The 26,530-nt window shown below is 46.1% G+C and carries 14 protein-coding genes; 5 read left to right on the top strand and 9 right to left on the bottom strand.

The window, feature by feature from the left end:
• Positions 1–64 precede the first annotated feature (64 nt).
• Positions 65–3,049 carry a SusC/RagA family TonB-linked outer membrane protein gene (locus H6570_11150; protein MCB9319832.1) on the top strand — a complete coding sequence of 995 codons (2,985 nt, stop codon included), beginning with the start codon at positions 65–67 and terminating at the stop codon, positions 3,047–3,049.
• An 11-nt stretch (positions 3,050–3,060) separates the two neighbouring features.
• Positions 3,061–4,641, top strand: a complete 1,581-nt coding sequence (locus H6570_11145; GenBank protein ID MCB9319831.1) for a SusD/RagB family nutrient-binding outer membrane lipoprotein — start codon at positions 3,061–3,063, stop codon at positions 4,639–4,641.
• An 862-nt stretch (positions 4,642–5,503) separates the two neighbouring features.
• On the opposite strand, the gene H6570_11140 is transcribed toward H6570_11145, so the two are convergent.
• Both H6570_11140 and H6570_11135 read right to left on the bottom strand, forming a co-directional pair.
• Complete coding sequence (locus H6570_11140; protein ID MCB9319830.1) at positions 5,504–7,768, bottom strand: CRTAC1 family protein; 2,265 nt, start codon at positions 7,766–7,768, stop codon at positions 5,504–5,506.
• 188 nt (positions 7,769–7,956) lie between these two features.
• Positions 7,957–9,015, bottom strand: a complete 1,059-nt coding sequence (locus H6570_11135) for a LacI family DNA-binding transcriptional regulator (protein ID MCB9319829.1) — start codon at positions 9,013–9,015, stop codon at positions 7,957–7,959.
• Positions 9,016–9,393: 378 nt separating this feature from the next.
• Between H6570_11135 and H6570_11130 the strand changes: the two genes are divergently transcribed.
• Positions 9,394–12,660, top strand: coding sequence for a VCBS repeat-containing protein (locus H6570_11130; GenBank protein ID MCB9319828.1), 3,267 nt, complete (start codon positions 9,394–9,396; stop codon positions 12,658–12,660).
• Here the strand turns inward: H6570_11130 and H6570_11125 are convergent.
• Genes H6570_11125 through H6570_11115 form a run of 3 tightly spaced genes read right to left on the bottom strand, consistent with a single transcriptional unit; the run spans position 12,654 to position 16,398 of the window.
• Entirely contained in the window at positions 12,654–13,991 is a 1,338-nt protein-coding gene (locus H6570_11125; protein ID MCB9319827.1) for an amidohydrolase family protein, read from the bottom strand. The genes H6570_11130 and H6570_11125 overlap by 7 nt on opposite strands.
• Before the next feature lie 8 nt (positions 13,992–13,999).
• Positions 14,000–15,670, bottom strand: a complete 1,671-nt coding sequence (locus H6570_11120; protein ID MCB9319826.1) for a sodium:solute symporter family protein — start codon at positions 15,668–15,670, stop codon at positions 14,000–14,002.
• Positions 15,667–16,398: a glucosamine-6-phosphate deaminase gene (locus H6570_11115; protein ID MCB9319825.1), complete on the bottom strand. Its 732-nt coding sequence runs from the start codon at positions 16,396–16,398 to the stop codon at positions 15,667–15,669. Before H6570_11115 ends, H6570_11120 begins: the two co-directional genes overlap by 4 nt.
• Before the next feature lie 186 nt (positions 16,399–16,584).
• Between H6570_11115 and H6570_11110 the strand changes: the two genes are divergently transcribed.
• The gene (locus H6570_11110; GenBank protein MCB9319824.1) at positions 16,585–17,697 is read left to right on the top strand and encodes an ATP-dependent 6-phosphofructokinase; all 1,113 of its coding nucleotides are present in this window, start codon (positions 16,585–16,587) and stop codon (positions 17,695–17,697) included.
• A gap of 132 nt (positions 17,698–17,829) precedes the next feature.
• Positions 17,830–18,906 (top strand): fatty acid desaturase, encoded by a 1,077-nt coding sequence (locus H6570_11105; protein MCB9319823.1) that lies wholly within the window; start codon positions 17,830–17,832, stop codon positions 18,904–18,906.
• 44 nt (positions 18,907–18,950) lie between these two features.
• Here the strand turns inward: H6570_11105 and H6570_11100 are convergent, their stop codons facing one another.
• The 4 genes from H6570_11100 to H6570_11085 all read right to left on the bottom strand — a co-directional run bounded on the left by H6570_11100 (position 18,951) and on the right by H6570_11085 (position 25,397).
• On the bottom strand, positions 18,951–20,051 hold the full coding sequence (locus H6570_11100; protein ID MCB9319822.1) for a DUF5009 domain-containing protein: 1,101 nt from the start codon (positions 20,049–20,051) through the stop codon (positions 18,951–18,953).
• 260 nt (positions 20,052–20,311) lie between these two features.
• Positions 20,312–22,534: a carbohydrate binding family 9 domain-containing protein gene (locus tag H6570_11095; GenBank protein ID MCB9319821.1), complete on the bottom strand. Its 2,223-nt coding sequence runs from the start codon at positions 22,532–22,534 to the stop codon at positions 20,312–20,314.
• Between the two features lie 229 nt (positions 22,535–22,763).
• The gene (locus H6570_11090) at positions 22,764–24,455 is read right to left on the bottom strand and encodes a hypothetical protein (GenBank protein MCB9319820.1); all 1,692 of its coding nucleotides are present in this window, start codon (positions 24,453–24,455) and stop codon (positions 22,764–22,766) included.
• Between the two features lie 201 nt (positions 24,456–24,656).
• Positions 24,657–25,397 (bottom strand): hypothetical protein, encoded by a 741-nt coding sequence (locus H6570_11085; GenBank protein MCB9319819.1) that lies wholly within the window; start codon positions 25,395–25,397, stop codon positions 24,657–24,659.
• Between the last annotated feature and the right edge of the window lie 1,133 nt (positions 25,398–26,530).

The following is a 26,530-nucleotide window of genomic DNA, read 5'->3' as shown; positions in this document are numbered from 1 at the left end:
TATTATTCTATGATTATATCGAAATGCCTAATATCATTTTTCCAATCATGAAAATTAATCGTTTATGAAACTATTTTTTACCATTCTTGCCATACTATGTGTTAGTACGGGGATTATGGCCCAACACACCGTCACAGGGACGGTAACCTCAGTAGAGGGTGACCCTTTAATTGGAGTGAACGTTCTGTTGAAAGGAACATCCTCCAATGGTACCGTCACCGATATTGATGGTAAATATTCCCTGAATGTTCCGGCCGACGGGGTCCTGGAGTTCTCGTACACTGGATTTACAACTGCTGAAGTTCCGGTAGAAGGGCGATCCGTGATTGATATTTCCCTGGAAGAAGGGATCGGCCTCGAGGAAGTGGTTGTAACCGCTCTTGGAATCGAGCGGGAAAAGAGTTCACTGACCTATGCTCAGCAAACGGTTGGGGCTAATGAGCTGTTGGAAGCGCGGGACATCAACTTCCTGAACAGCTTATCCGGAAAAGCTGCCGGTGTGGAGATCAAGAAGAGCTCCTCCGGACCAGGCGGATCCACCCGGGTCGTATTGAGGGGTGATAAGTCTTTGAATGGAAACAGTGACCCACTCTTTGTCATCGACGGTATTCCTATGGCTAACAACCGTACCAGCCAACCCGGTATGTGGGGCGGATTTGACGGTGGTGATGGTATGTCCCAGTTGAACCCGGATGACATCGAAAGCCTCACCATTCTGAGAGGCTCCAATGCAGCTGCCCTCTATGGAAGCCAGGGCGCAAACGGGGTGGTTCTGATAACGACCAAATCTGGGAAAGAAGGACCTGCAAAAGTCAATTTTAGCACCGGTCTGACCTTCGAAAATATTCTGCTCAAACCCGAATTGCAATTCAAGTATGGTAGTGTTGGTGGTGCCAAGGAAAGCTGGTCATCAACAGCGGGGAATTATCCAAGTGATTATGTGGATGATTTCTTCCAGACCGGACTGAATCAGATCAACTCGATCTCGGTCAGCGGTGGTACCAACAGAACCAAAGCATACTTTTCATTTGGCAATGTGAACGCCCGGGGCATTGTTCCGCTGAATACCTACAACCGGTATAATGTGACCTTCAAGCAGTCCACTAAAATGCTGAACGATAAACTGACCATTGGCTCGAATGTGATCCTGACCAATGAATTGGGTAAAAACCGTCCGGCTACCGGTTACTATCTGAATCCACTGTCGGGACTTTATTACTTCCCGAGAGACCGTGATTTTGAATATTACAAGGAAAACTATTCAGTCGTCGATCCTGACCGTAATGTGATTGGCCAGAACTGGTTTGTTATCGACCACCATCAGTCCAATCCTTACTGGTTGTTGCATGAGCAACCACGTACTGATAAGACAAACAGGATGATCGGTAGTGTGAACCTGGACTACAAAATCAGTGATAAGCTTACGATATCCGCACGTGGAAACTATGACTACGCAGACAAGCTGCAGGAACAGCGGTTTACCAGTGGTGGTAATACCACCAACGTGCATCCTAACGGAAGCTGGGATTACTGGAACTATACCGATCAGCTCCTCTATACCGATGCTATCCTGAACTACAACGATCGCTTTGGAGATTTCAGTTTGGGTGTTATCGGAGGATCCAGCTATCAGAAAACCGTATTCGGGTTAGGTACCCGGGTTGATGGAGATGCCAATAATGGATTGATCTATGCCAATGAATTTTACTTCCAGAACCTGCCGCCGAATGTTCAGGTGCAGTCAACACTGAACAGCCGCCTGGTTAAGCAGGCTGTGTTCGCGAATGCTACGGTAGGATACAAGGATATGGTATACGTTGATCTATCCGGCCGTAATGACTGGGCATCTTCCCTCGCCGGCACTGGTAACGAATCTTATTTCTATCCTTCCTTCGGAGCGACCTTGATATTGAGTAAAATGATCGAATTGCCAGAAGCAATCACTTTTGCCAAGATCAGATACTCCAATACCAAAGTGGGTAATGAAGTACCTTTCAACGTAGTTAATCCTCAGAATACAATTGCATCCTCAGGCGGTGTAAACCGTAATACCCAGCAACCTTTTGAAAACCTGAAACCGGAAATCATCACCAGTAGCGAATACGGTACCAACTGGCGTTTTCTGGACGACCGGATCGGAGTTGACTTTACCTACTACAATACGGTAAGTACCGATCAGTTCATTAACCTGCCGGCACCTTCCGGTTCCGGATATACGCGGTATTATGTTAACGCGGGTAAGATTGTTAACAAGGGTATTGAGATGACCCTGGACTTTACCCCGGTTTATACGCCTAAGCTGCTGTGGACTACTTCCTTCAACTTCTGGAGTAACAAAAATGAAGTTGTGGAGATGCATCCTGACCTGGCCTCCATCAGCACAGGTGATTCAGAAGGCTATGGTTCACGTTTTGTAGCTGGAGGTTCCATTGGAGATCTTTATGTCTACAAATTCCAAAGGGATGACCAGGACCGGATCATTCTTGATCCCAACAATGGCAAACCTTTAAAGACAGCCATGCAGGAACTGGTTGGTAACCTGAACCCGGATTGGAGCTTGGGTTGGAATAACAACTTTAAATTTGGTGACTTTGGCGTGAACTTCATCGTGAATGGTAAATTCGGCGGTGTGTGTTTCAGCCAGACCCAAGCCATGCTTGACGGAGCTGGTGTGTCGAAAAGAACAGCCGATGCCCGTGATGCTGGTGGAGTAACTGTTAATGCCGTACAAAATGAAACGCCTGTTTCAAAGGTAGATGCCGAACTTTGGTATCGGGCAGTCGGTGACCGGAATGGTATCGGCGAACCCTATGTTTATGACCGGACCAACGTGCGCCTGACACAGTTTGCACTGACCTACAGTCCCAAATTGTTCTCAAAAGCACAAACGACCATTTCACTTGTTGGTCAGAACCTGTTATTGCTTTATTTGAAGGCTCCATTTGATCCGGAATTGGCTATGAGCACAGACCGGAGTTCAAATTCACTGGACACCTTCAATACACCAGCAACGAGGACAATTGGGTTTAACATCAACATTAATTTTTAAGAACTGACAATATGAAAAAGCTAAGCATATTTTCCATTCTAATTGTTCTTACCTTATATTCCGGTTGCACGAAGGATTTTGCTGAATTAAACACCAATCCTTATCAGATCTCGGATGAATCCTTAAGGCAGGACAACAATCACGTTGGAGCGTATTTCCCAACGATGCTCAACAACATCTTCGGGGACCAGATTGAACACAACTTGTGTAATGAGTCCTTTACCCGACAGTTAGGTACCCCGACACCTTTTGTAGGGGGTGTTAACAACACAACCTATTACATTCGCTGGAATAGTTACTGGGGCCGTATCTACGGATCCATCTTCGCTCCTGTGCGCCAGGTCTTGCAAATCGCTGAAGCAGAGAATAATGAAGTATTTGTTGCCTGGGCTAAGTTGCTTCGTGTTCTGGCAGCTTCCAGATTGTCTGCCTATCATGGCCCGATCATCTACTCGAATTATGGTTCATCGGATAAAACCATTTTGTACGACAGTGAAGAAACACTGTACAATACCTGGTTTGCGGAATTGGATGAAATTGTCGACGCCTTCAGTCGTAACGTGGACTACGGTGGTATGACGAAGTTTGATGACAGTTTTCAGGGGGATGTCAGTGCCTGGATTAAACTTGCTAACAGCATGCGCCTGCAATTAGCCATGCGTATTTCAAAGGTAAGCCCCGCATTGGCCAAAACCCAGGGAGAAAAAGCCATAGCAGCTCCCGGAGGCATGATCACAACCACATCCGATAATTTTTACATCAAGAATTACGATGGATTTTTCCGTCCTGCCCGGATTTGCTTTGGATGGGGTGACACGCGTATGAGTGCTACGATGGAATCGGTACTCGGTGGTTATAAAGACCCCCGTGTTTCCAAATACTTTGATCCGGCGACAGACAATACCCTCTATCCCGATCACCCGGATTTCCCGTACAAAGGGGTACGTAACGGTGCTACTTTAGTTGCAAAAGACGACCGTCTCACGTATTCAACGATTGCAACGGCATTCATTACCTGGCCGGCACGGAGATGCTTTGCTTCCAGTGAAACGTATTTTCTCCTTGCTGAAGCTGCTCTGCGTGGATGGGCTGGTGCTGGTAGCGCTCAGCAAAATTACGAAACCGGTGTAAGAGAAAGCTTTGCCGAATGGGGCGCAGCCGGTGTGGATGCTTATCTGCAACAGGACGAAACCTTCCTGCCGCTGGATTATGATGATCCAAAAGCAAGTGGTGATGTCAATGACTTTATCAGCAGAATCAAAGTTCCGGTAAAATGGGACGAAGCGGACGACAAAGAGGTACAGCTGGAGAAGATCATGACCCAGAAATGGATTGCCGCTGTTCACAATAGCATTGAAATTTGGGTGGATCACCGTCGTACCGGTTATCCGAAACTTCCTTACAATTACCAGAACGACAGTAACGCAGATTGGGGTGTCATCGCAAAAGACGACTTCCTGAGACGTATGCCATTTGTCAATGGCGAGCGTTCCAACAACCCGGGCGGTGTGGCTGACGCTACACAGAAACTGGGTGGCCCTGATGAGATCGGTACGCACCTGTGGTGGGATACCGGAGGACCAAACTTCTAGGGATTAAATCTCTTTTAAAATAAAAAATGGCTAGTCGAATTTTCGGGTAGCCATTTTTTTATTGGGGAAGTTAGATATTAGGTATGGGGTACTGACGCTTCGGTCAGCATGGGCTGGGACCATAGCTTCAATAGTACGATCTTTCCATCATACACATTAACTCATCACCTGATTAACTCATTAACTCAAAAGAAGGGTATGGGGTGTGAGGTACTGACGCTTCGGTCAGCATGGGCTGGGACCATAGCTTCAATAGTACGATCTTTCCATCATACACATGAACTCATCACCTGATTAACTCATTAACTCAAAAGAAGGGCATGGGGTATGAGGTACTGACGCTTCGTTCAGCATGGGCTGGGACCATAGCTTCAATAGTACGATCTTTCCATCATACACATTAACTCATCACCTGATTAACTCATTAACTCAAAAGAAGGGTGCGGGGTACTGACGCTTCGGTCAGCATGGGCTAGGACCACAGCTTTAATAGTACGATCTTTCCATCATACACATTAACTCATCACCTGATTAACTCATTAACTTAAAAGAAGGGTACGGGGTACTGACGCTTCAGTCAGCATGGGCTGGGACCATAGCTTCAATAGTACGATCTTTCCATCATACACATTAACTCATCATCTGATTAACTCATTAACTCTAAAGAAGGTATGGGGTATGGGGTGTGATGTTCATGCCTGAAATAGTTTGACCATAAAGACCAACTTCAAAGCGTCCTGAGAAGATGAATGCACGGAATGTCCATATGAACAACTTCCGCAATCAGTCTTGTCTGATACAACTTAATTTGCCAATCTCAAATCTGAAATCTCAAATCTGAAATCTCAAATCTCAAATCTCTCTAATGGTGCTCGTGAGCGGTCTTGACGAATGTCAGTGCGGATAAGCCGGTTGATTGTATTTCAGAGATACCCTGGGTGATTTTTACCACTTGATTTACCGGGACATCATTGAATACAGAAGTAGTTCTTCCCTTATCCGGCCAGATTATTTCCAGGGTTTTGATGCTTTCAGCCTTTCCCAGGCCAATTTCTGCCAATAAGCTGTTTCCTCCGAAACTGGCTCCGGTTCCTACAGTATTGAATATTTTCCTGGTCTTTCCATCTTCTTCGATGGTGGCGATGACTTTGGCACCAATGGCAGACCGGTTGCAGGTTTTACCTTCCAGTTTGATGTTGATCCAGTTGTTTTGATTGCCGATCGGATTTTCGAACAATACATTCCGGAAGTTATCGCCTTCGTAAGCTCCCCCCAGAACGGCATAGATGTCCTGATCACCGTCCATGTCCAGGTCGGCAAATCCTACGGCATGACCTTTCTGGATGTGGCCAAAACCGCCGCTGAAAGTGACGTCTTCAAAGGATTCTCCATTCACATTCCGGTACATCTTATTGGGAACGATAGAGATGTAACTGGGGTCACCAGTGGCGGCGTAAAAATCAAGATAGCCGTCATTATCCAGGTCACCAAAGTTGCAACCCATGGTGGATAATGGTTCGGTCAGGCCAGCCTCGTGGGATACATTGGTAAACGTTCCATTACCATTATTCCGGTACAGTCGGGGGGTGCGTTGATCTACGCGGGGGTCTTCCATCAACCGGATATTCGCCATGAATATATTGGCGGCAGAACGCTCCACATCCGAGTAGGCGGAGACAAAAATATCTTCAAACCCGTCGTTGTTGTAGTCAAATATCCAGGTTGAAAAACTGTGGGTCGGATCGGAGACGCCCACACTGTCCGGCGCCAACCGGAAGGATACGCCCTCTTTTACACCTTCGTTATAATAAAGGAGGTTTTTACCATTAAAATTGGATAGGTAAAGATCCGGATAGCCATCGTTATTGAGATCGCCGGAGTCCACACCCTTGAAATAGCCGATCTCTGTAATGCCGGACTCCATCGTCTTGTTACTGAAGGTCCCGTCCCCGTTGTTCAGATAAAACTCACATCCGAAAGCTCCTTTGTCGGATGACTCATTGGCGATGAAAAGATCCAGCCAGCCATCGAGGTTAAAATCAGTCCAGATGGCGGTCTGGGTTGGTTCCTCGGAATAAACACCAGCCTCCATGGTAACGTCGGTAAAAGTTCCGTCCCCATTGTTGCGGATCAGCGAATTGGGGATTTTGCCGTAATTCTCCAACCAGGAACCCCGCAGGATGATGAAATCAACGTTTCCGTCATTGTTGTAGTCTGCATGCTTAAGGTTCAGACCGCCGGTGACTCCCAGGAGCCCGGTTGCTGAAGTCTTATCAATGAACCCTCCCATCCGGTCATTTTCAAAATACCTGATCTGATCCTGGTAGCCCCAGGAGGATACCATGATATCGAGGTAGCCGTCGTTATTGAAATCATCCAGGCAGACGCCCCCCGACATGTGATTCACGTCCACACCGAGGGAACCTGCTATGTCATGAAACTTAGGAAAATTATGCTGATCAAAATAAGACTGGGGAATCAAAAACTCTTCGGGAACCTGGTCCGGATAACCGCCCAGCGTCATGTAAGCTATGTTCAGCAGATATTGGTTCTCAAAGTCAAACGGATCGGTTTCAAGACATTCTTTGAGGTATTCGATGGCCTTGGTTGATCCTTCTTTGTTGATATGCTGACCTTTGGGAGACAGGGGAATGATGCACGATTCGTTGTTGTGATTGATGATGCAGTTTTCCTGCTCACCTTTGCGCATATAGCTGATAGCCAATTGTTTTCTGAATTCCTCCAGGATTTTATCCTTGTTGATAAAAAACTTATCCTTGAAGTAGTTATTGAAATTTTCGAACACTTCGATCGCTTTATCGGTCTGTCCTGCCCGCAATAATTCAATGCCATAGTCATAGACTACCAGGTTTCGCTCGGTGCCCGGTTTCATTCCATCCATTTTCTTCTCCAGGAGTTCTGCACGCCGGCTATTGAAGATGTATTCGGCCTGGAGGGGATCAATGGCATTGAACGCCGACTGGACCTTGTCAATCATTTCACGGGTAGCCTTGTCAGGCTTTACTTTGGTCGTACAGATAGCAATGCCCGAAGGGTCATTCTCTGAAGTGTTACAAGCAAATAGGATGCAAAGAAGAATTCCTGCTTTTACGCTGCCCCAATCCATTTCAGCTTTCTTTTTGCATTGAATTTATGTCGATAATTCAACCTCAATGGAGCGAAATATACAATTTTCGACTAAAATGGTTTGGACGAACCTTAATCGCAGAATGCTAACTGGTTGAGTGTGGATGGAGGGATAGCTTGCTGGCTGATGGCCCGGAAGTTGAGGCGCTGCAAATAAACCAAAGATTGTTACGTGATCCAGCGCATGGTGTCCAGATAGTACGAGACATTTTCCGGCACAACAATATCAATGGGCAGAAAATGGCGGGCCGGGACTTCTTTCTTAAGGATGCATTTATTTACAATACTCATCAGGGCATAATAGCCCTGTAGTTCAGCATTCTGGTTGATCAGGTACAAAATGGATCCCTCGTTTAGCAGACGAATGTTGGGTTCGATGAGGTCAAATCCGACGATGTTCGTGTGAATATTCAAATTATTCAACGCCTGTGCTATCAAATGGCCTCTTGAATTGGAAACGAAAATGCCTCCGGGCACCCCATGCTGGTTGACGAAATCACTCAGCTCCATTTGAATGTAATCTTCATGATGATTGTTAAAAACCAGGTGCTCGACTTTTGGATTACTATGCTGTTCCATAAATTGCCGGAACCCAAGTTCCTTTTCAACCAGATGTCTCGATTGTTCAAAATATTCTTCTGCGTGGATGATCAACAGGTAATCCGATGGTTCAATGACACTTGAAAGCAGTTTAGCAGCCAGGATACCGCTTTGAAATGAATCCTGTCCGACATATCCAATAATGTCCGGTGATTCTAGCAGGGTGTTGATCAGCATACATTGAATGTTCTTTTTCAGGCAGGAGTGGATAAAGTCGAGGCTTTCCTTTTCGGTTTCAGCGGCTAGCAGAATGGCATCCGGCCGGTCCTGCAGGACTTGTTTCGCACGAGCCTGAAAAGAGGCTTCCAGACGGGGATGATAAAAATACTCATCGATCACCACACCATAATGTTTAACATTATTCCATGCTTTGGTGATCCCTGAGTAGGGGAGCTCCCAATACGAATCGTGTTTTGGGGATGGTGTCATGATAGCCAGCCTGAAGGTACGATTGTAGGCTAGCGTACTTGCGATGATATTCGGCTGGTAGTTTAATTCCTGCATTACTTCCAGGACGCGTTGCCTGGCTTTTTCCGAAACATTACCACGGTTGTGGATTACGCGGTCTACTGTACCTGGAGATACGCCAGCAATGGCCGCAATATCCTTTATCCGTACCTTCTCCATTAAGATTGTTTACTTGCTTATTAAGGGGAAGTTACCAAATTCCAGGCATATGATCGAGCCTTCACGTGAGACTTTGCCAAACGAAAATGGCCCGATTAATTCAAATATAGCCAGGTTGTCAGGTACCCTGATTCCGGTATCCCGGATTGATTTGGACCAATCCGTTTTTCAGGACAAATCAGTCAGAAAATAATTGTAAAAACGACATTTTTGATTTGATTTTGCTATATTTAAAGAACGGTGTCAAACTAATTTGTTACTGTGTTCGCACACATTTTTCAAAAACAACGTTTGACACGCATTAGTAGTAAGTACATTTTTCATAAGGCTAAAAAAAGTGCCAGTTTTAATTAGCTGGTACTTTTTTATTTTCGGGGTATGAAATACACATTGATTCTTCTTCAGTTTGCCCTCATTTGCTTCATCCTCTCGAATTGCAGCCAGGAAGAAGATCATCAAAATCTGTTCAGTGCCGTTTCTGTCAGAAGCTCAGGTGTCGATTTTGTCAATCAGCTTGAGGAGAATCCGGAATTCAATGTATTGACTTATACATACTTCTACAATGGAGGAGGGGTGGCCGTTGGCGACATCAACAACGATGGTTTACCGGATATCTATTTCACCGGGAATATGACGGCCAGTCACCTGTATTTGAACAAAGGCGATTGGCATTTTGAGAACATCGCCGGAAAAGCCGGTGTAGAAGCGGCCGGTTTCTGGAATACCGGAGTGGTCATGGCCGACGTTAACGCTGATGGCTGGCTTGATATATATGTTTGCCGCTCTGCTTCTTCCGACCCGGATGCACGCCGCAACCTGTTGTTTATTAATAATCACGACCTGACATTCACCGAAAAGTCAGCCGAGTATGGATTGAATGACCCGGCCTATACCACGCATGCTGCATTTTTTGACTATGACCGGGATGGAGACCTGGATGTCTACCTGCTGAACCATTCCGTACCTGAATTTACCAATTTCAATCAGGCGATCCGGCACCTTAAGAGCAGAACAAATCGCTTTTATGGAGATAAATTGTTCAGAAATGACCTGAGTACCAAGGGAAAATTTACCGAAGTAACCAGTCAGGCAGGGATCATACAGAATGTATTGGGGTTTGGATTGGGAGTGGCGATTGAAGATTTCAACCAGGACGGCTGGCCTGATATTTTTGTGTCCAATGACTTCAATGAAGAAGATTATTACTACGTCAATCAACACGATGGAACATTCAGGGAAGAGCTGAGAGAAGCATTCGATCACACCTCATTGTTTTCAATGGGATCGGACGCGAGTGATATCAACAATGATGGAATACCTGACCTGGTGACGATGGACATGTTGCCTGCAACCAATTACCGCAATAAAATGGCATTTGGACCGGATAATTACAGTAAATACCGGATCCTCCTTGACCAGGGTTTTTACAAGCAATCCATGCGCAATATGCTTCAGATCAACAATGGAAATGGTCAATTTTCAGAGGTGGGTCAGGAAATGGGCATCAGTGCCACGGATTGGTCCTGGGCTCCCCTGATCGCTGATTATAATCTGGATGGGAAGCCGGATCTTTTTATTTCCAATGGTTACCTCCGTGACTACACCAACATGGATTTTCTGTCTTACACCGTAGATCAAAAATTGAAGGCCAATCCAGGAGAAGAAATGGAGATCAGCGACCTGATCCGCAAAATGCCCCAGATCAATGTACCTAACCGTCTGCTAATGCAACAATCGGATGGAACGTTTACCGATGCTGCAGCATCACCGGACATTTTTTCGGACGGACTCTCAAACGGGGCCGCCTATGCGGATCTGGATCGTGACGGCGACCTCGATTTGATCCTGAATAATTGCAATGCAAGGGCTACCCTCTTTCGGAATAACACCCGGGAGCTGGGACAGGGTCACTATGTGGAAATCATGTGCCGGGGCCAACAAAATAATCCTTTTGGCATAGGCGCCAGTTGCCGGATATATACATCTGACCAAATGCTTTACCGTGCCATGTACACCACACGAGGATACCAGTCTTCTATGGAACCGGTCATCCACGCTGGTTTAACGAAAGATCACATCGATTCCATCCAGGTTCGGTGGAGTGATGGATACCGGGAGACCTTTGGTGCTTTTGCTGCTGACCAGATGGTCACGCTTCAGCGCGGGGAAGGCAAGCCATTGCCTGAAACGGATCATCAAAAACCGGCACTATTTACATTGGATTCATCTACTCTGGTGATGACACATCGGGATGATGAATACATTGATTTTTTCGATCATCCCTCCTTGCCATTCTTTTATTCAGATCAAGGCCCGGCAATGGCTGTGTCAGATCTCGACCACAACGGAACACCGGATTTGCTCTTAACCGGTGGGAAAGGATATCCGGCTCAAATTGCTTATCAGAAAAACGGGAAATTTGTCATAGAAGTCCCGGTGGCGCTGGATTCAGATGCTCGTTTTGAAGATGTTGCAGTCGCAGTAGCTGATCTGAATGACGACGGTTTAGAAGATGTGGTCATTGGAAGTGCCATTGAAGTGGAAGCTGACAGTATCAACCACGAACCGGTGCGTGTATACCTGCAAAACAAACAGGGAGGTTTTTCCAAATTGCCATTGCCGTCTTTGCCTGCTTCCAGTATTTTTACTCTTAGCATAGGAGACTTTAACGGGGATGGCAAAAAGGATATTTTTGCCGGTTCCCCAACCGTGACCGGACAGTATCCACTAGCTGGTGAAAGTTTTGTGCTACTCCAGCAAGAAGGTTCATTTTCCATTGACCGGCACACACCTTTCAACCATTTGGGCGTCCAGGTTTCACAATGGACGGACCTGGACGGAGATGGCAGGGGAGAGCTGGTCCTTACCGCCCCCTGGCGGCCGGTAGAAATATGGCAATATTCCACGCAATGGCAATTGATGTATAAATCTTCGGACCGGGGTTGGTGGACCGCGTTGCAAGCCCTCAATGTTGATGAGGATCCTGAGTTGGAAATAGTACTGGGTAATCTTGGTTTGAATTCACCATTCAGAGCGACTGGAAACGAGCCAATGGTGCTTTACTTTGGAGACTGTGATAACAATGGAGACACCGATGCCATCCTGACCAGTTTTACGGATGGCGTATCTTACCCCTTCATTTCCAGGGATGATCTATTGGCACAGCTTCCTTCGTTGAAAAAGCAGTTTCCAGACTATGCCTCCTATGCAAATGCCACCACCAAGACCCTGCTTACCTATTTGCCGTCGGTCCAATCTGATACCATCAATGAATTGCGTTCCGGATATCTGGATCATCATGCAGATGGTTGGACCTTTGTACCCTTCCCCCAAAGTGCTCAGGTAGCACCGGTATTTTCCATTACCGAAGTGCCGGGCTCTATAAATAAGGGCAACCGGTTTTTGTTGACGGGAAACGCTTCTAAAACCAGAGTGAAAATTGGCGAGATAGATGCCAATCACGGTGTTCTGCTGGAAAGAGCCGGTGGCGACTGGAGACAGGTCCCTGATTCGGGTTTATGGATCCGGGGTGATGTGCGGAGTTCTGCTGAGATCCAGGCAGGATCTGTGAAAAAACTAGTCATTGGACGCAATGGACTCCCGCTGATGGTTTACGATATTGTCAATCCGGCTGCCATTCAATAGATCATTTTTCCAGCCAAAAAACAATGCTTAAGAACCGGCTGATAGCTATCGCTAGCGGAGTGGGGAAGGTCCATAATAATCAGATCTCCAAGATGTCCGGTAGCAATTTTACCGGTAGCAGCCCTTCCGGAAAGTGCTTTATCCAGCCCAAGCAGCTTTGCCGGATTTCCACTCATCATCTGCGATATCCGGTTAAGCGCGTCATGAAATGGTAGGTGGGGATGTTTCCTGTACCAGACACCCTCCATTTCCCGGGTCATCCAGTTCAGTAAATTACTGAAGCCTTTAATTGGAGTCAGGATACTTCCAAAAAGTGTGTCATCCTGTCCCCTTACTTTAAGGTATTGTTTGTCGGCGGATACCATGCCGGGTATGTCTGCCAGGCTGAATGTGGAAATGGATGTACTGCCACTCACGAAAAGACTATCGGTGATGGCAATGATGCGTTCCGTTCCTTTCCGGTTTATTGCATCCAGGACGTAAGCGGGACTGATGTGATACCCATCAACGATCAATTCCAATGAAACTTCATCGCGTACCAGGAAGGCTTCCATGGTTCCGCCCTGGTGGAATGTTTTGTAAGATTGACGGTTAGGCCCATTAAAATAATGGACGGCTAGATGCATGCCGGCATCAATTGCTTTATGGGTATCCGCTGCATAGGCTCCAGAATGCCCTCCTGCCACTGTAACACCCTTATCGACCAGATGCCTGATCAGATCAAGGCCGGAAGGTCCGTGTTCCGCAGGGATGTTGGCGATCCGGATGTGCCCTCCAGCTGCATCTTGTAAACGATCAAACAGGCTCGCTGATGCAGGTTGAAAGTATTCCGGGTTTTGAGCTCCCGCAAATGTTGCGTCCTTAATGAAAGTTCCCTCCAGGTTGATACCTGCCAATGCAGCAGCTAATCCGGATGGATCCCTTCTGATGTATTGATCAATGGAACGAAAGGCCTGCAACAGATCAGGTACCGGAGCTGCCAGCGTTGTTGCCAGGATCCGGGTTGCCCCTTGTCGCAGGAAATAGCCCAGGACCCGGGTAATTCCATTCTGATAGGACAGTTCGTCTTCTTCGAAACGATCGCCTAGTTCATGATAGGTTCCCAGCGTAAAGTCAAATCCCAGAGCGCCGTGGTTGTGGATATCAATGAATCCGGGCAAAATATAGGAGCCCTTGGCATCGATCACCTGCTCTCCGGGCAAAGGTGATAAATGTGGATTGAGCGCTTGTATAAGCCCTCCTGCGAGCCGTAGATCGGCTTGTAAAACCTGTTCTGGCAGCACCAGAAATCCGTTCCGAATTAAGGTATTATTGATCGTTGGCAACTCCATAATATTCATTAATTAACCCAGAACGCCAGCATGATCCACGCTAAACCAATCAATCCACCGACAAATAGCCAGGCCAGGAGAAATCCCATGGCATCCTCCCGATACCGTGACCAGAAATGTGACCACCGCCCGGGTTTGAACCAACTTGGTATATCCAGCAGGATCATCTCCATACCCTGGCTGCCAGCAGAAACAGGCAAATCGCTGGGCCGGTCAGCGCGAGAGAGGTGTTGCATCCGGTCGAAGAACGGGGCAATCCGCGTGGCATCTTCCGGCGGAGTCAGCAAGCTGACAATGATGAGTGTTAAAAATCCCAGGGACATCGCCCAACAGAAGGGTAGTGGTTGCCACTTGTAGATGAGTTGCAGGGTTCCCGTCTCAGAATAGTTCAGTCCATAATAAACCACAAATGCCAGTAAAATGGCAGCCATAGCTCCGTACCGGTTGGCCCGTCTCCATAGCATTCCTCCGAATATGGAAATGCCCACAAACGCCGCCATGGTCTCTACAAAAAGAAAGGCCGAAAGTACATTTTTGATGATCAGTGCGAAGAAGACACCCAGCAATGTGAGCACCAGGCTGGATAATCTTCCCACACGCAATATTTCACGGTCCGATGCTTCTGGCCTGAGATAGGGCTGATAAATGTCCCTGGTAAAGAGGGAGCCCAGATTAACCATAAAATTGGAGCAGGATGACATATTGGCGGCAAGAATGGCCGCTATCATTAATCCGGTGATGCCGGGGCTTAATAATTCACGGATGGCATAACCGAAGGCGTGTTCGGAGTCTGGCAGGGTGGTACCCCGCTGAATGACCAGAACAGCTACGATCAAACCAGTCAATGCCCACCCGATGGTTACCAGCCTTTTCACGAGGTTGCCGAAAGTCTGTCCCACACGCCCGGCTCGCTCGGTATTTCCGGAGGCAAACATGGTCATCATATGGGGCTGTGCGGTGATGCCGACCACCCCGTTGACTGCCAGCATGCTGATCGTGAAGACATCCAGACCACTGGCATCGCTGTAGAGTGTGAAAAACCCAGGATCAAGGGTATGTCGCATCTCAGTCATTCCACCAACTGCATGAATGCCAAAAGGAATCAATAGGAAGGATAAAACGATGATCAGAAAAGATTGGATAAATTCGGTATTTGCCGCAGCCACCAGCCCACCGAAATAGCTGTAGACCATAAAGGCAACGGTCATGGCAATCACAATATGATTAGGAGACCAGGTCTCTCCACTGGCCACAAATATGACCTTGGCAGCTCCCTGAAGCATGACACCCATGACAAAGATGAGAAATGCCAGGGCAAAAATCGTGTAGAGCATACCCATCTGACGGCCATACCGGTCAGTCACCATTTCTGCAATGGTGGTCCGTTCACTTCGCCGGTACCACGGGGCCATAAGCCAGTAAAAAGGAGTTATCAGCATGTTTTTCCACTGATACCAGATGGTTGAAAACCCCAGGCTGAAACTGGCCCCGGTTTGTGCCACAGGCATTTCAGCATGCGTACCGGTACCAAATGCCTGACCCATCATGGTCCACCATTTTAGTTTTCTTCCACCCAGGAAAAAGCCATCACTTGTTTTGGTATGCCTGGAGATCCAGATGCCATAGGCCGTAATACCAACCACATAAATAATTACAACAAGCAGATCTATGGTATTCACAGTAATACAGCGGCATTTAGGTCCAGAAATAGTTCACAATCGGGGTGGTTTTGAAGAATGGAAGCAGGACAGTCAGGGTCCACCAGACCATGTACTGTACATTTTACGGCATGGGCTTTGCGGGAATCGGGAACGGATACGATCAATGCCTTGCTCGCCATGATTTGAGGAATGCTCATGGAAATGGCTGTCGCGGGAACTGACTCCCAACTGGAGAACCATCCCTCACCTACCTGCTGTTGGCGGCAGGCCTGATCCAGCTGGACTACATGAAAGGCATCTTCCGTAGTAAAGTCTGCCGGAGGATCATTAAATGCCAGGTGTCCATTCTCTCCGATACCGATCAATGCCACGTCGATCGGGTACTTGTCAATAAGTGTATCCAGTCGCTCACATTCAGAGACCGGATCCGCAGCCTCCCCGTTAATAAGGTAATAGTCCATCAGCGGCGGAACCAGGTTGATAAATCGTTCACGCAGGTATTTTCGAAAGCTGGCAGGATGGGACTCAGGCAAGCCAATGTATTCATCGAGGTGAAACATGCGTACCCGGCTCCAGTCCAGGGATGAGCCGATCAATTGTCGGAGCGTTGCAAATTGACTGCTGCCGGTAGCCAGAATTATATTTGCTTCGTTACGTGACCGGATGGCGGCCTCGATCAGTGAGGCAGCTCGTGAGCCGGCAGCCTCACCCAGTAGCGGGGGTGTTTCCAAGATATGGATCTTCATGAAGTCATTGTTTACTGCCGGAAGATGCTTTTACATCCCTTGCGACTAAAAATACCTATTTTACTTATTGCTCCTGCATTTTAGGCCATTATCTTTGCACCGTTAAAACATGACCGGATCCCTGATTCTACCTAAGGAAGAGAGCTCACAAATAAAATTGGAACTCGAAATACGTAATTGAATAGCATGGCAAAGAAATCTGAAAAGCAGAAGATCCTGGTACTCACCGGAGGAGGAGATTGTCCTGGATTAAATGCAGTTATACGTGCCGTGAGCAAAGCGGCCAAGCAATCTGGTAAATGGGAAGTTTGGGGTAGCATAGAAGCTTTTAACGGGGTATTTAACGAGCCCAACGAGATCATCAAGCTGACCAGCAAGCGGGTGGCTGGTATTCATGTCAAAGGTGGCACCATCTTAAAAACGACCAATAAAGGAAACCCACTGCAGTTTCCGATACAGAATGAGCAGGGAGAATGGGTGGTAATCGATCGCTCGCATGAACTGGTCCAGAGAATAAAGGACCTGGGGTTTTCCGCTGTGGTGAACATCGGTGGTGATGGCAGTCAACGTATTTCCAATGGGTTATTTAAAGCCGGAATGCCGGTCATCGGGGTACCTAAAACAATCGATAACGATCTTAGTGCTACCGATCTGACTTTTGGCTTCTCGACGGCTGTCCAGATAGCTTCGGATAGCCTGGACAAACTGGTGACGACGGCAGAAAGCCATCACCGCGTCATTATTATGGAGGTCATGGGCCGTGATGCCGGCTGGATTGCCCTGCATACCGCTATTTCCGGCGGGGCTGAAATTTGTCTGATACCGGAGATCCCCTATAATCTGGAACGCATCGTCGAAAAGATCAACAAACGCTACGAGAAAGGACGAGGCTTTGTCAATATCGTGGTTGCTGAAGGTGCCAAACCATTGGGTGGCGAGGTTATTGGTCAGCATGCCATCGAAAGAGGAGATGTCCATGTGAAACTGGGTGGAATCGGGAATTTTTTGCGAGCACAACTAGAGCATGCCGGAATTCAGCAACAGGTACGTACAACGATCCTCGGGCATGTGCAACGCGGAGGCACTCCAATTGCTTTTGACCGCATTCTTGCCAGCGCCATGGGCGTGAAAGCTTTCGAACTGATTGAGGCAGGCCTCTTTGGCAATATGGTGTCTTATCACAACAATGAAATCACCTATGTACCACTGGAAGAGGCCATTAAGGAATACAATCACGTGCGCCTGGACCATTATCTGATCAATACAGCCCGGAAGTTGGGAATTTCATTCGGGGATTAATTGTTCCTTATACTTGAAACGGCGCTAATGGAGTTTTAACATAGATTGACCCACATCATTGGCGTATTGATCCGGGTAATTATTGGTTTTAGGAGTTCAATAATTATCTTCGCAAAGACTAAAATTAATGGCATGACGCTGCAGAGCAAAGAAGTTCGCAACAAGGTATCGGAGGTATTGAAAAAATGGCGCCCATATCAAAAACCCAATCATACAAAAGCGGTTATCCAGATCCTGAATTCATTTCTGCCGTTTATCGGCATCTGGATTTTGATGTATCTTTTATGGGACATCAGTAAGTGGGCAGTTGTCGGATTGGGCTTACTGAATGCATTCTTCCTGGTGCGGATCTTTATTATTCAGCACGATTGCGGTCACCGCACTTTTGTACGATCCGGTTTCTGGCGTAATGTCATAGGATACAGCTGTTCGTTGTTCAGTTCGATACCTTATCATTACTGGGCTAAGTCACATCACTTTCATCACCAGCACAATGGTATGCTTGAGGTAAGAGACATCGGGGATATCCACACCCTGACCGTAGATGAATTCAAGCAGAAGAATCGCTGGCAGCGGTTTCTGTACCGGATCTACCGCACCCCGGTCGTGCTCTTTGTTCTGGGACCTATCTATTATGTCATGATCCACAACCGGCTTCCACTGATCAATTTCCCGGAATTCAAAAAGATCAAATGGAGCCTTTACATTTATAATGGCGTATTGATAGGTATCATCGCCTTGTTGTGCTGGTTATTGGACTGGCAAAAGATCATTGCCGTTCATGGTATTACCCTTGGTTTCTTTGCCATCATAGCCGTATGGTTCTTCTATGTACAGCACCAGCATGAACATGGCTATAAACACTGGAAAGTAAACTGGGATTTCCTTTCGGCAGCTATCAAAGGGAGTAGTTATTACAAATTGCCTCGCCTGATGAACTGGTTCACGGGCAATATTGCGATCCACCACGTGCACCACCTTAATCCGGCTATACCAAACTACCATCTGGCTGCTTGCGTACAGGCCACACCGTGGATCAATCAATATACCACCGAAATCACCTTCTGGGAAAGTCTGAAATTGATGAGCCATAAATTGTGGGACGAGAGCACAGAACGGATGATTTCATTCAGGGAATTTTATCGCCAGGAAAAGAAATCCAGCCAGGCTCAAAAAGCACGTCGCAAGAAAGAAGAGCTGGTAGCGTAATACGCATTACCACAGTAGTCGTCAGACTACGAAGCAAGGTATGGTCAGACTTTAAAAAAGATTTTCTTGCGGTAGAAAAACCACAGCATACCCCATTCAAGGCCGAAAATGACCAATGCACCAATGATCTTCATTAACCCATGCGGGAGGAAGTAAAGCAGGTTATCCGTAATGGTGTACATGTATTCATTGAACCAGCGATGTCCTACAATCTCGAAGAATAAGTAAATGAAAATGGAGTTCATCCCCACAATGATGAAAAACCACAATCCTTTATGGTGTTCCTTCATGTCGATCCACCAGTAAAATAAGGCGGTTGCAAGTAAACAGTAGCCGGCAGTTACCAGCGTGAATGAAGTCGTAGCGATTCGTTTGATGATCGGGGTTATATCCGTCAGGTCCTGTATATAGCCTATGGTCAGACAAGCCACTCCTGCATAAATGATCCAGCGAATCCGGTCCTGGTCACTCTTAGCTCCGATCATCCATTTGCCTACCATGGCTCCGGCAATGGTATGGACGGAAGTTGGAATGGCGTTGATCGCTACCCATCCTCCGGAATTGATCTTGTTCATGAGAAGGAGGTCTATGTAGTTTCCGAAATTGTGCTGATCGGTGAACGGCTGATCAAATCCTGGAATATTGGTATAGCGGTAAAGCGATTCAGTCAACAATAACAAGCCCAGACAGGCCAGTATTTGATTCCGGTACTTCCATTCAAAGACGAGGAAAGTTACCAGGGTGGTAAAGGAGAGTTGTGTCAGCACATCCCACAACTCAAAGGATAAATGATCACCTCTCACTGCATAGTCCAGCACACCCCAGAAGAAAAGCCAACCGCTCCGTTTTAGGGTTTTCGTAAATCGTTCTCCCCAGGATTTGCCTTGTTCGATTTGACGATGCAATGAAAATGCCATGGCTACACCGGCGATGTACATGAATCCGGGTTGGATCAGGTCCCAAAACCGGAGGCCATGCCAGGCATGGTGTTCAAACTGGATAAAAAGGCTGTGTAAAAACCCGGTTGGAAAAAGGTCATTCAAATGACTGTAGAGGTAAGTGCTTTCCAGCATGAGTAAAACCATGATTAGTCCACGCATGAAGTCCAGGGAAACCAATCGACCGGTTTTGTTATCAAGCCACATGGATTTTGAATTTTTGAGATTAGTTATCTCCAAGATATTAAAGTTCGACGAGTAGGCATGCTGGTATTTTATCAGGCTATCAATGAAGGGATGGAAACCCACCGGTTGGAATTCATAAGTACGGTATAGAGAAAAGGTATTTATGCTTTCGAATCAGATAATAAGGGATTCTTCACGACGAATTACTTCGTAATTCTGTTCAGAATGACAAGATGCCCTGTGAAACACCACGAAACCACAAAACCATAAAACCAAATAAACTACACATTCAACCAATACGTCAGTTTAAATACCAGCGCTCTGCTTTTAACCGAAAAACTGGATGGATAATAATTATCGGTGTAGACTAAAAACAGATCGGAAACCGGTTTAAAGCGCCATTGAAACCGGGAGTTGACGTTCAGGTTATCGATTTGATTGTTGTATTGAATAAATGTGGTCCAGAATAAATTGCGGGTAAAAGTGAAATCAAACTTCGGGCCGATTAGGAAGAAATTTGCATCGTTGTAGGGATTCGGGAGTCTGATCTGGTTCACACTGAAATCTATACCCACAGAGCCTTTGGGTTGAAAGCGATACGCAATATTACCATCCAGGTTTAACCGTGTACCATTCCAGAATTCACCACTACGGGTCATGAATTCAAAAGAAAACCGGTTTCGCATATCCGACATATAGGAAGCAATGATCAGGTTATTTGGATAAGCTGTGCCGGCAGGTAATTCAGCGCCTTCGGTATTGGTCGGGTCGAAAGAATCAGTCAGGTAAACATATTGATGCCGCAATCGAAGCATAAACCGGGAAGTATTTTGAAAACTGATGCGGTATAATATATTTACGTCATAATCTGTAAGTCCATTTGCTGCATTGCCCAATAAGTCGTAATCGATACCCACGGAGTGCTGATTGATAATTCCTTTTTGCGGATAAAAATTACGGTACGCTGTGAAGGTGGACTGGGTATAATCGGTTCTGCGCACATAACCTACCTCCGGGTTGAAATTAGCTCCTACCTGTGAAAGGGCGGCTTCCACTTCCCACCACAATTGGTTGTAGGTGATGCTGGCGCCTACTGCTGCTGCATGGTCATTGACACCGTGATCAAAAGAACGGTGAAAAAATAATTTTCCATTCCAGCGATCATCTTTGGTTGCCAGGTTGTAATCCATACCGACCAGCCGGTTGGCGTGAAACAAACTGTCCGTCGGGTCCGGAAGTGCCTGATCTTTGAAAGGCGATTTGTTAATCGCGATCAGCCCAATATTGGACCGGGCGAATATTTTTTGTTGTAAAGCAAGCACACTGTAATTGGTAGAGGGTAATTGTATTCCTACATCGTGAGCCGCCTGCATTGACAAAAGTCCGAGGCGCAGGTTTTCATTTAATTTCCCGCTTAAGCGAGCGCCGCCATAAATTGGGTTGGGAACATTTTCATCATTGGCCTCATCGAGAGCAATTCCAATACGTCTTGAGAAAAATGGACGGATACGATTGGTTCCGAAATTGGCGAACAAGTCCCCGTTTTCAAGAAAAAATTGTCGCCTTTCCGGAAAAAATATTTCAAACCGGTCCAGATTGGTTACCTGCTGATCAACCTCCACCTGCGAAAAATCCGGATTAATGGTTAGATCAAGATTCAGTGAAGGGCCTAATCCGATTTTCGCATCACCTCCGATATTAAAATCCTTTTGGTAAGCGTCTTCTGTTTCAAAGTCACGAGTTGTTCCCAAAAGGACATAAGGTATTAAGGAGATGTTACCATTCTGGGGAACAGGGGGGATTTCCCATATTAATTCGCCGGAAAAAGCCAGCGAGATGATACGCATTTGTTTTGGGATATGGGCCCAGGAGCTTCGTTCCCCCGTCTCACTGTCGATGCGGTAAAAATTTACATTCCAGCTTTTAATGCCTCCGGGAAAACGGATGACTTTAAACGGTATGATCATTTCAGCACTCCAATAACCATCCCCGATATACGATTCAGAATACCATTTGTTATCCCATGATAACGACAAAGAGTTTTGTGTGGATCCACCTTCTGAGATCAATCCCTCACGTTGGACACCAAATGGATTAACACCAAATTGATAAGCATTGGTTTGATCCTCAAAAGGGTCAATAACCATGGTTATTCCATCATTTGCTTCACCACGGTAATCCCGGCGCAACGATGGCGTCACATATTTTTGGGCAGCCCCGGCGGGATGGTACATAATTGCTCCCAGGTAAATATTTTCATCGTCGTAGGCGAGGCGAACTTCTGTATTATTAATCGATCGAATGGTGTCTGCCGGAAAGTATTGCCAAAAATTTCCGGCGACGTCAACCTCTTGCCAGAAAGGCTCATCCAGTTTGCCGTCCAGCACCAGTTCCTGATCAATTTTGTGGGTAAAGATGGCTTGTGATTGACTGTAGAGGCTTTGACTTCCTGCGATCACGACGATCAAAATACCCACTATTACCATACGAAAGCTGAATCTCATTACGCCAATTTTAAATAGACCGCAAATGTACCAATTCCTCACTAAACCACTGACTGGCTAACAGCTGAAATCCCATGGACGGTTTCCTTGGAGCAGTGTCAGGGCAGGATAGTTCAGTAACCAACAACACAATCCGGATTGATAGGGATGAGAGCGTTGCCCGAATTTGAAAAAGTGATAACTCAATTGCAGAGGACTTCTCACCCATAAAGTAGAATCCTGCACCTTGTCAAAATTGATACTGGTATTGAACCTGGGCTGTTTGGTCAGAGAAAACCGGGTAGCCAGCAGGTGATTTACCAGTACGGTTAATATAGCGGTAAGTAAACTGAAGAAATTGTTTTTTCGATAATTGATATTTGCATTGCGCTCTTGATGTCCAGATATAATTCCACTCACCACTGGCAGGTAAAATCGATGGGATCCACGCGAGGGTGTAGTTCCAGTTCTTTTTGCGATGATTCCATACCAAGCCGGGTGACCAGGAACTCAGCAATTCCTCATTGATCCTGTTATTGTTCCAGGTGAGATTAATGGATAACATGGCCTGGTTACTCAGACAGCTTCTTCCATATTGCACAGAAGCCAGCCAGTTAGAACTGGTTTGATCCGTTATTTTTTCCTGGTTGATTTGTTGAAGGTCCTGGTATTGAATGAATGCGCTCAGGGTGTGTTTATGATCCGGAGATTGGTAAATGGTTTGCACCTGGGATTGTTGGTTGGTGATGGCAAGAAAAATGGAATCAACCGGTAAGGAAGGATTATTAAAGGCAAACAGTTTATTGGTTTGACGAATATTGGAATAATTCCCCACCCATTGCCACTGCGTATTCATCAACCACTGCAATTGTAAAGATCCACGCCATCGCCGAAGCTGGTTTCCTTCAAAGCCACGCAAATTATTTCGTTCCGAGCCCAGGTCGGTATGCACTTGTAATTTTTGCCGGGCTAACGCATGGTGAGTTCGAATTCCGATCCGTTCAAAATCATTTTGAAAAAACAGAGCGCCGAGCGACCGGTATCCCGGATCAACATGATCTATGTAAAAATCAATTTGATGACGTGGATGTATCTGATACGAAAAAGAGCCCTTCCAGGCGAGATGTTTTTCCATCGTCAAATTCGGAGTAAATAAACCGAAAGCCTGATCCCACCAGCCGGAAATAAGTTCGGATGATCTGGTATCTCGGTTGAGCAGGGACCGGGCTATTTCACCTTCCATTTTCCATTTCGGACCAAATTGTTTTTTTAGCTGGATATCCAGTACTACATTTTCTGCCGGACTGATTTCCGGGTGCTCGGAGCTAACCAGATCACTTTCCCGGTCTTTAATATGCAGCAAGGACACGGCAATTTCATTTCCATTATTTTGGTACCCCGTTTTGAAACCGTACCCCATTCTCCGGAAGGAAGGTTCAAGAGACTGCCGGCTTTCCAGATCTCCCGAAAATGCCCGTCTTAGCCTGCCATAAAAAGATGAAGCAAACCAGCCACCTTGCGGTTTGTGATATTCCATGCCAATACCACGAAATCCATGTCCGGCTAATGAATAATCTGAAAAATACATAGACCGGTCACCCGCATGCAGTGTGAAACCACGGTAATATGGACTTATTCCGGTAATTATATATGAAGGCAGCCGGTAGAGCGTATTACCATCGGAATAGGTGAACTGGAAGGGGGCCTGTATTCCAAGTAGATCCAAAATAGCACTGGCCCGGATTTGTAGCGAAAATGGGTCGATGCGGCGTTCGATACCTTTAATTTGGTTTAGCTTGCCTTCCAATTGAAATAGACCGTGAATTTGAACCGGCTTGTCAGTCCATCGCTCCCTGATTTTTTTTATTGATTGTTCGACGTCCTGCGCCAGGATGGTAAGAGGGGATATCAACAAAAACAAATAAAGAGTAGCCCGGGTCATATTTTGGGTAATTGCTACCAAAAGATAACGAAACCATTTTGATTGGCCAAAACAATGATTCCGGATTAAATGGATCAGCGCATCTCGGGGCAGCCCGTTTACGGGCATTTATGGGCTGTTATCCGTCTAAGGGCCCGGATTTAACAAAAAAAGTCACTCCGGAATCGAAGTGACTTTTTTGTTTTTTATCCTATTAAAACTTTAGGCTTTTTTAGGACGTCCGCGACGTGCTTTAGCCGGTGCATCTGCTGGTGCACTGGTCTCAGCAGGAGCTTCGGTTTTTTTAGGGCGTCCACGGCGGCCGGTAGCTGCTTTTTGAGCGGCAGTGGCGGCTTTTTTAGGACGACCACGACCTGCTTTTTTAGGAGCTTCGGTTACGGTAACAGCTGCTTCGGCAGCGGGGGCTTCAGCAACGGGTGCTGCTTTTGCAGGACGTCCACGACGACCGGCAGCTTTTTTAGGCGCGGCAGCGGCGGCTTTTTTAGGACGTCCGCGACCTGCTTTTTTAGGAGCTTCGGTTACGGTAACAGCTGCTTCGGCAGCAGGAGCTTCAGCAACGGGTGCTGCTTTTGCAGGACGACCACGACGACCGGCAGCTTTTTTAGGAGCGGCAGCGGCAGCTTTTTTAGGACGACCACGACCTGCTTTTTTAGGAGCTTCGGTTACGGTAACAGCTGCTTCAGCAGCAGGAGCTTCAGCAACGGGAGCTGCTTTGGCAGGACGACCACGACGACCTGTGGTTTTAGCAGTGGTAGATGTTTTTTTACCGCGAGTAGCAGGTGCTTTGGCAGCAGGCGTCTTTTCGGAAGCTTTCGCTGCCTTTAATTGTTCCTTTAAATCCTGGACGGCAGTTTTAATTTGATCTGCCTGGAATTTCAGTTTATTGGATTCACTCTGATAGTGATCTAATAACGATTGGATTTCTTCAGATTTTAGACTCATTTTACCCTTTTTTTATGACAATAAGAATGGTGTGTTTTACAAATAGTTCAATCTCAAGGTTCATACCGATGGATCGAACTTAATATTTTTGGTTTCTTTAAGGATAGTGCGCGTATTAAAATCACTGCAAAAGTATAAAAAGTTCGGCTTTCTAACCGAATGGAAGGATATTTTGTTGCGTTAACTGATGAAAGAATTAATACATTTTTGCTATATGCGGAAAAAATCACTCTGAATTCACCTCTTCAGTACTTCCAAAGTGACTTTAATCATACTACGTTTTATATTCTGGGCTTCGGCTGGATATATTTTTGTAAATGAATTGCAGTCGATAAACATGCAATGGTACTATCTGAAAATGCCGGATAGGTCCTGAAGGGAGGTAATGGTTGGCGGTATTTGCTTTTATCATTGCTTTATAAAAACGATTAGAGCTTATCGAATGGATGCCCAGGATCATTGATACTTTTTCCCGACTCCCCAGGAACCGGAGCTCAAAAATCTTATTACGAGGTTTCAAAAAAGTATATGTATTCCCGGAATGATTTTTAAAAGTGTTGCTGATGTGTTTGAATCGTACTCAAATTCCATTTTCAAAAAAAGCAATCTTGTTTCTCTCATTACGGACTAAGGGGAGGCAGGTCACCTAGGGAATATCATAAAAACCGGAGTGGTCTTGTTACGAATTTGATAATATATGTGCCAAATCCGGGATATGGATATGTTCAAATCACCACGCATTACCACCTGTGGCAGTATTATTTGCCGGTAAAATGCAATGATGTTCCTAGGGAAATATTTCACATTAATAGATTAAAGTTCTGCAACAAAATATTGCGATGAGCTTATATCATGCAATATTGTTGTACCGAAGTGCGAAACTAATGTTAAGCCCAGGTTATGAAACAAGTAGTTGCTTTCTTCGGATAGCGGATTATTGTAGGTGGGATTGAATTGTATTTGAGCACCTGGATCACCATTAAACATTCCTGATGCGAGGATGAACCTCAATAGGGACCATGATAAGAATACCCGGGAGTCGTGATAATCTTATGCGCGGTTACTGAAAGATTCAGCAACAGATTATTTCATTTGGTGCATACCCAATGCCTGGTTAATGAATGGGAGAAATG

This window comes from Lewinellaceae bacterium, assembly GCA_020636135.1.
In the GTDB taxonomy this organism is placed as follows: Bacteria; Bacteroidota; Bacteroidia; order Chitinophagales; family Saprospiraceae; genus JAGQXC01.
Note: the sequence above shows the minus strand (reverse complement) of the source record. Positions and strands in the feature narration are given on the sequence as shown.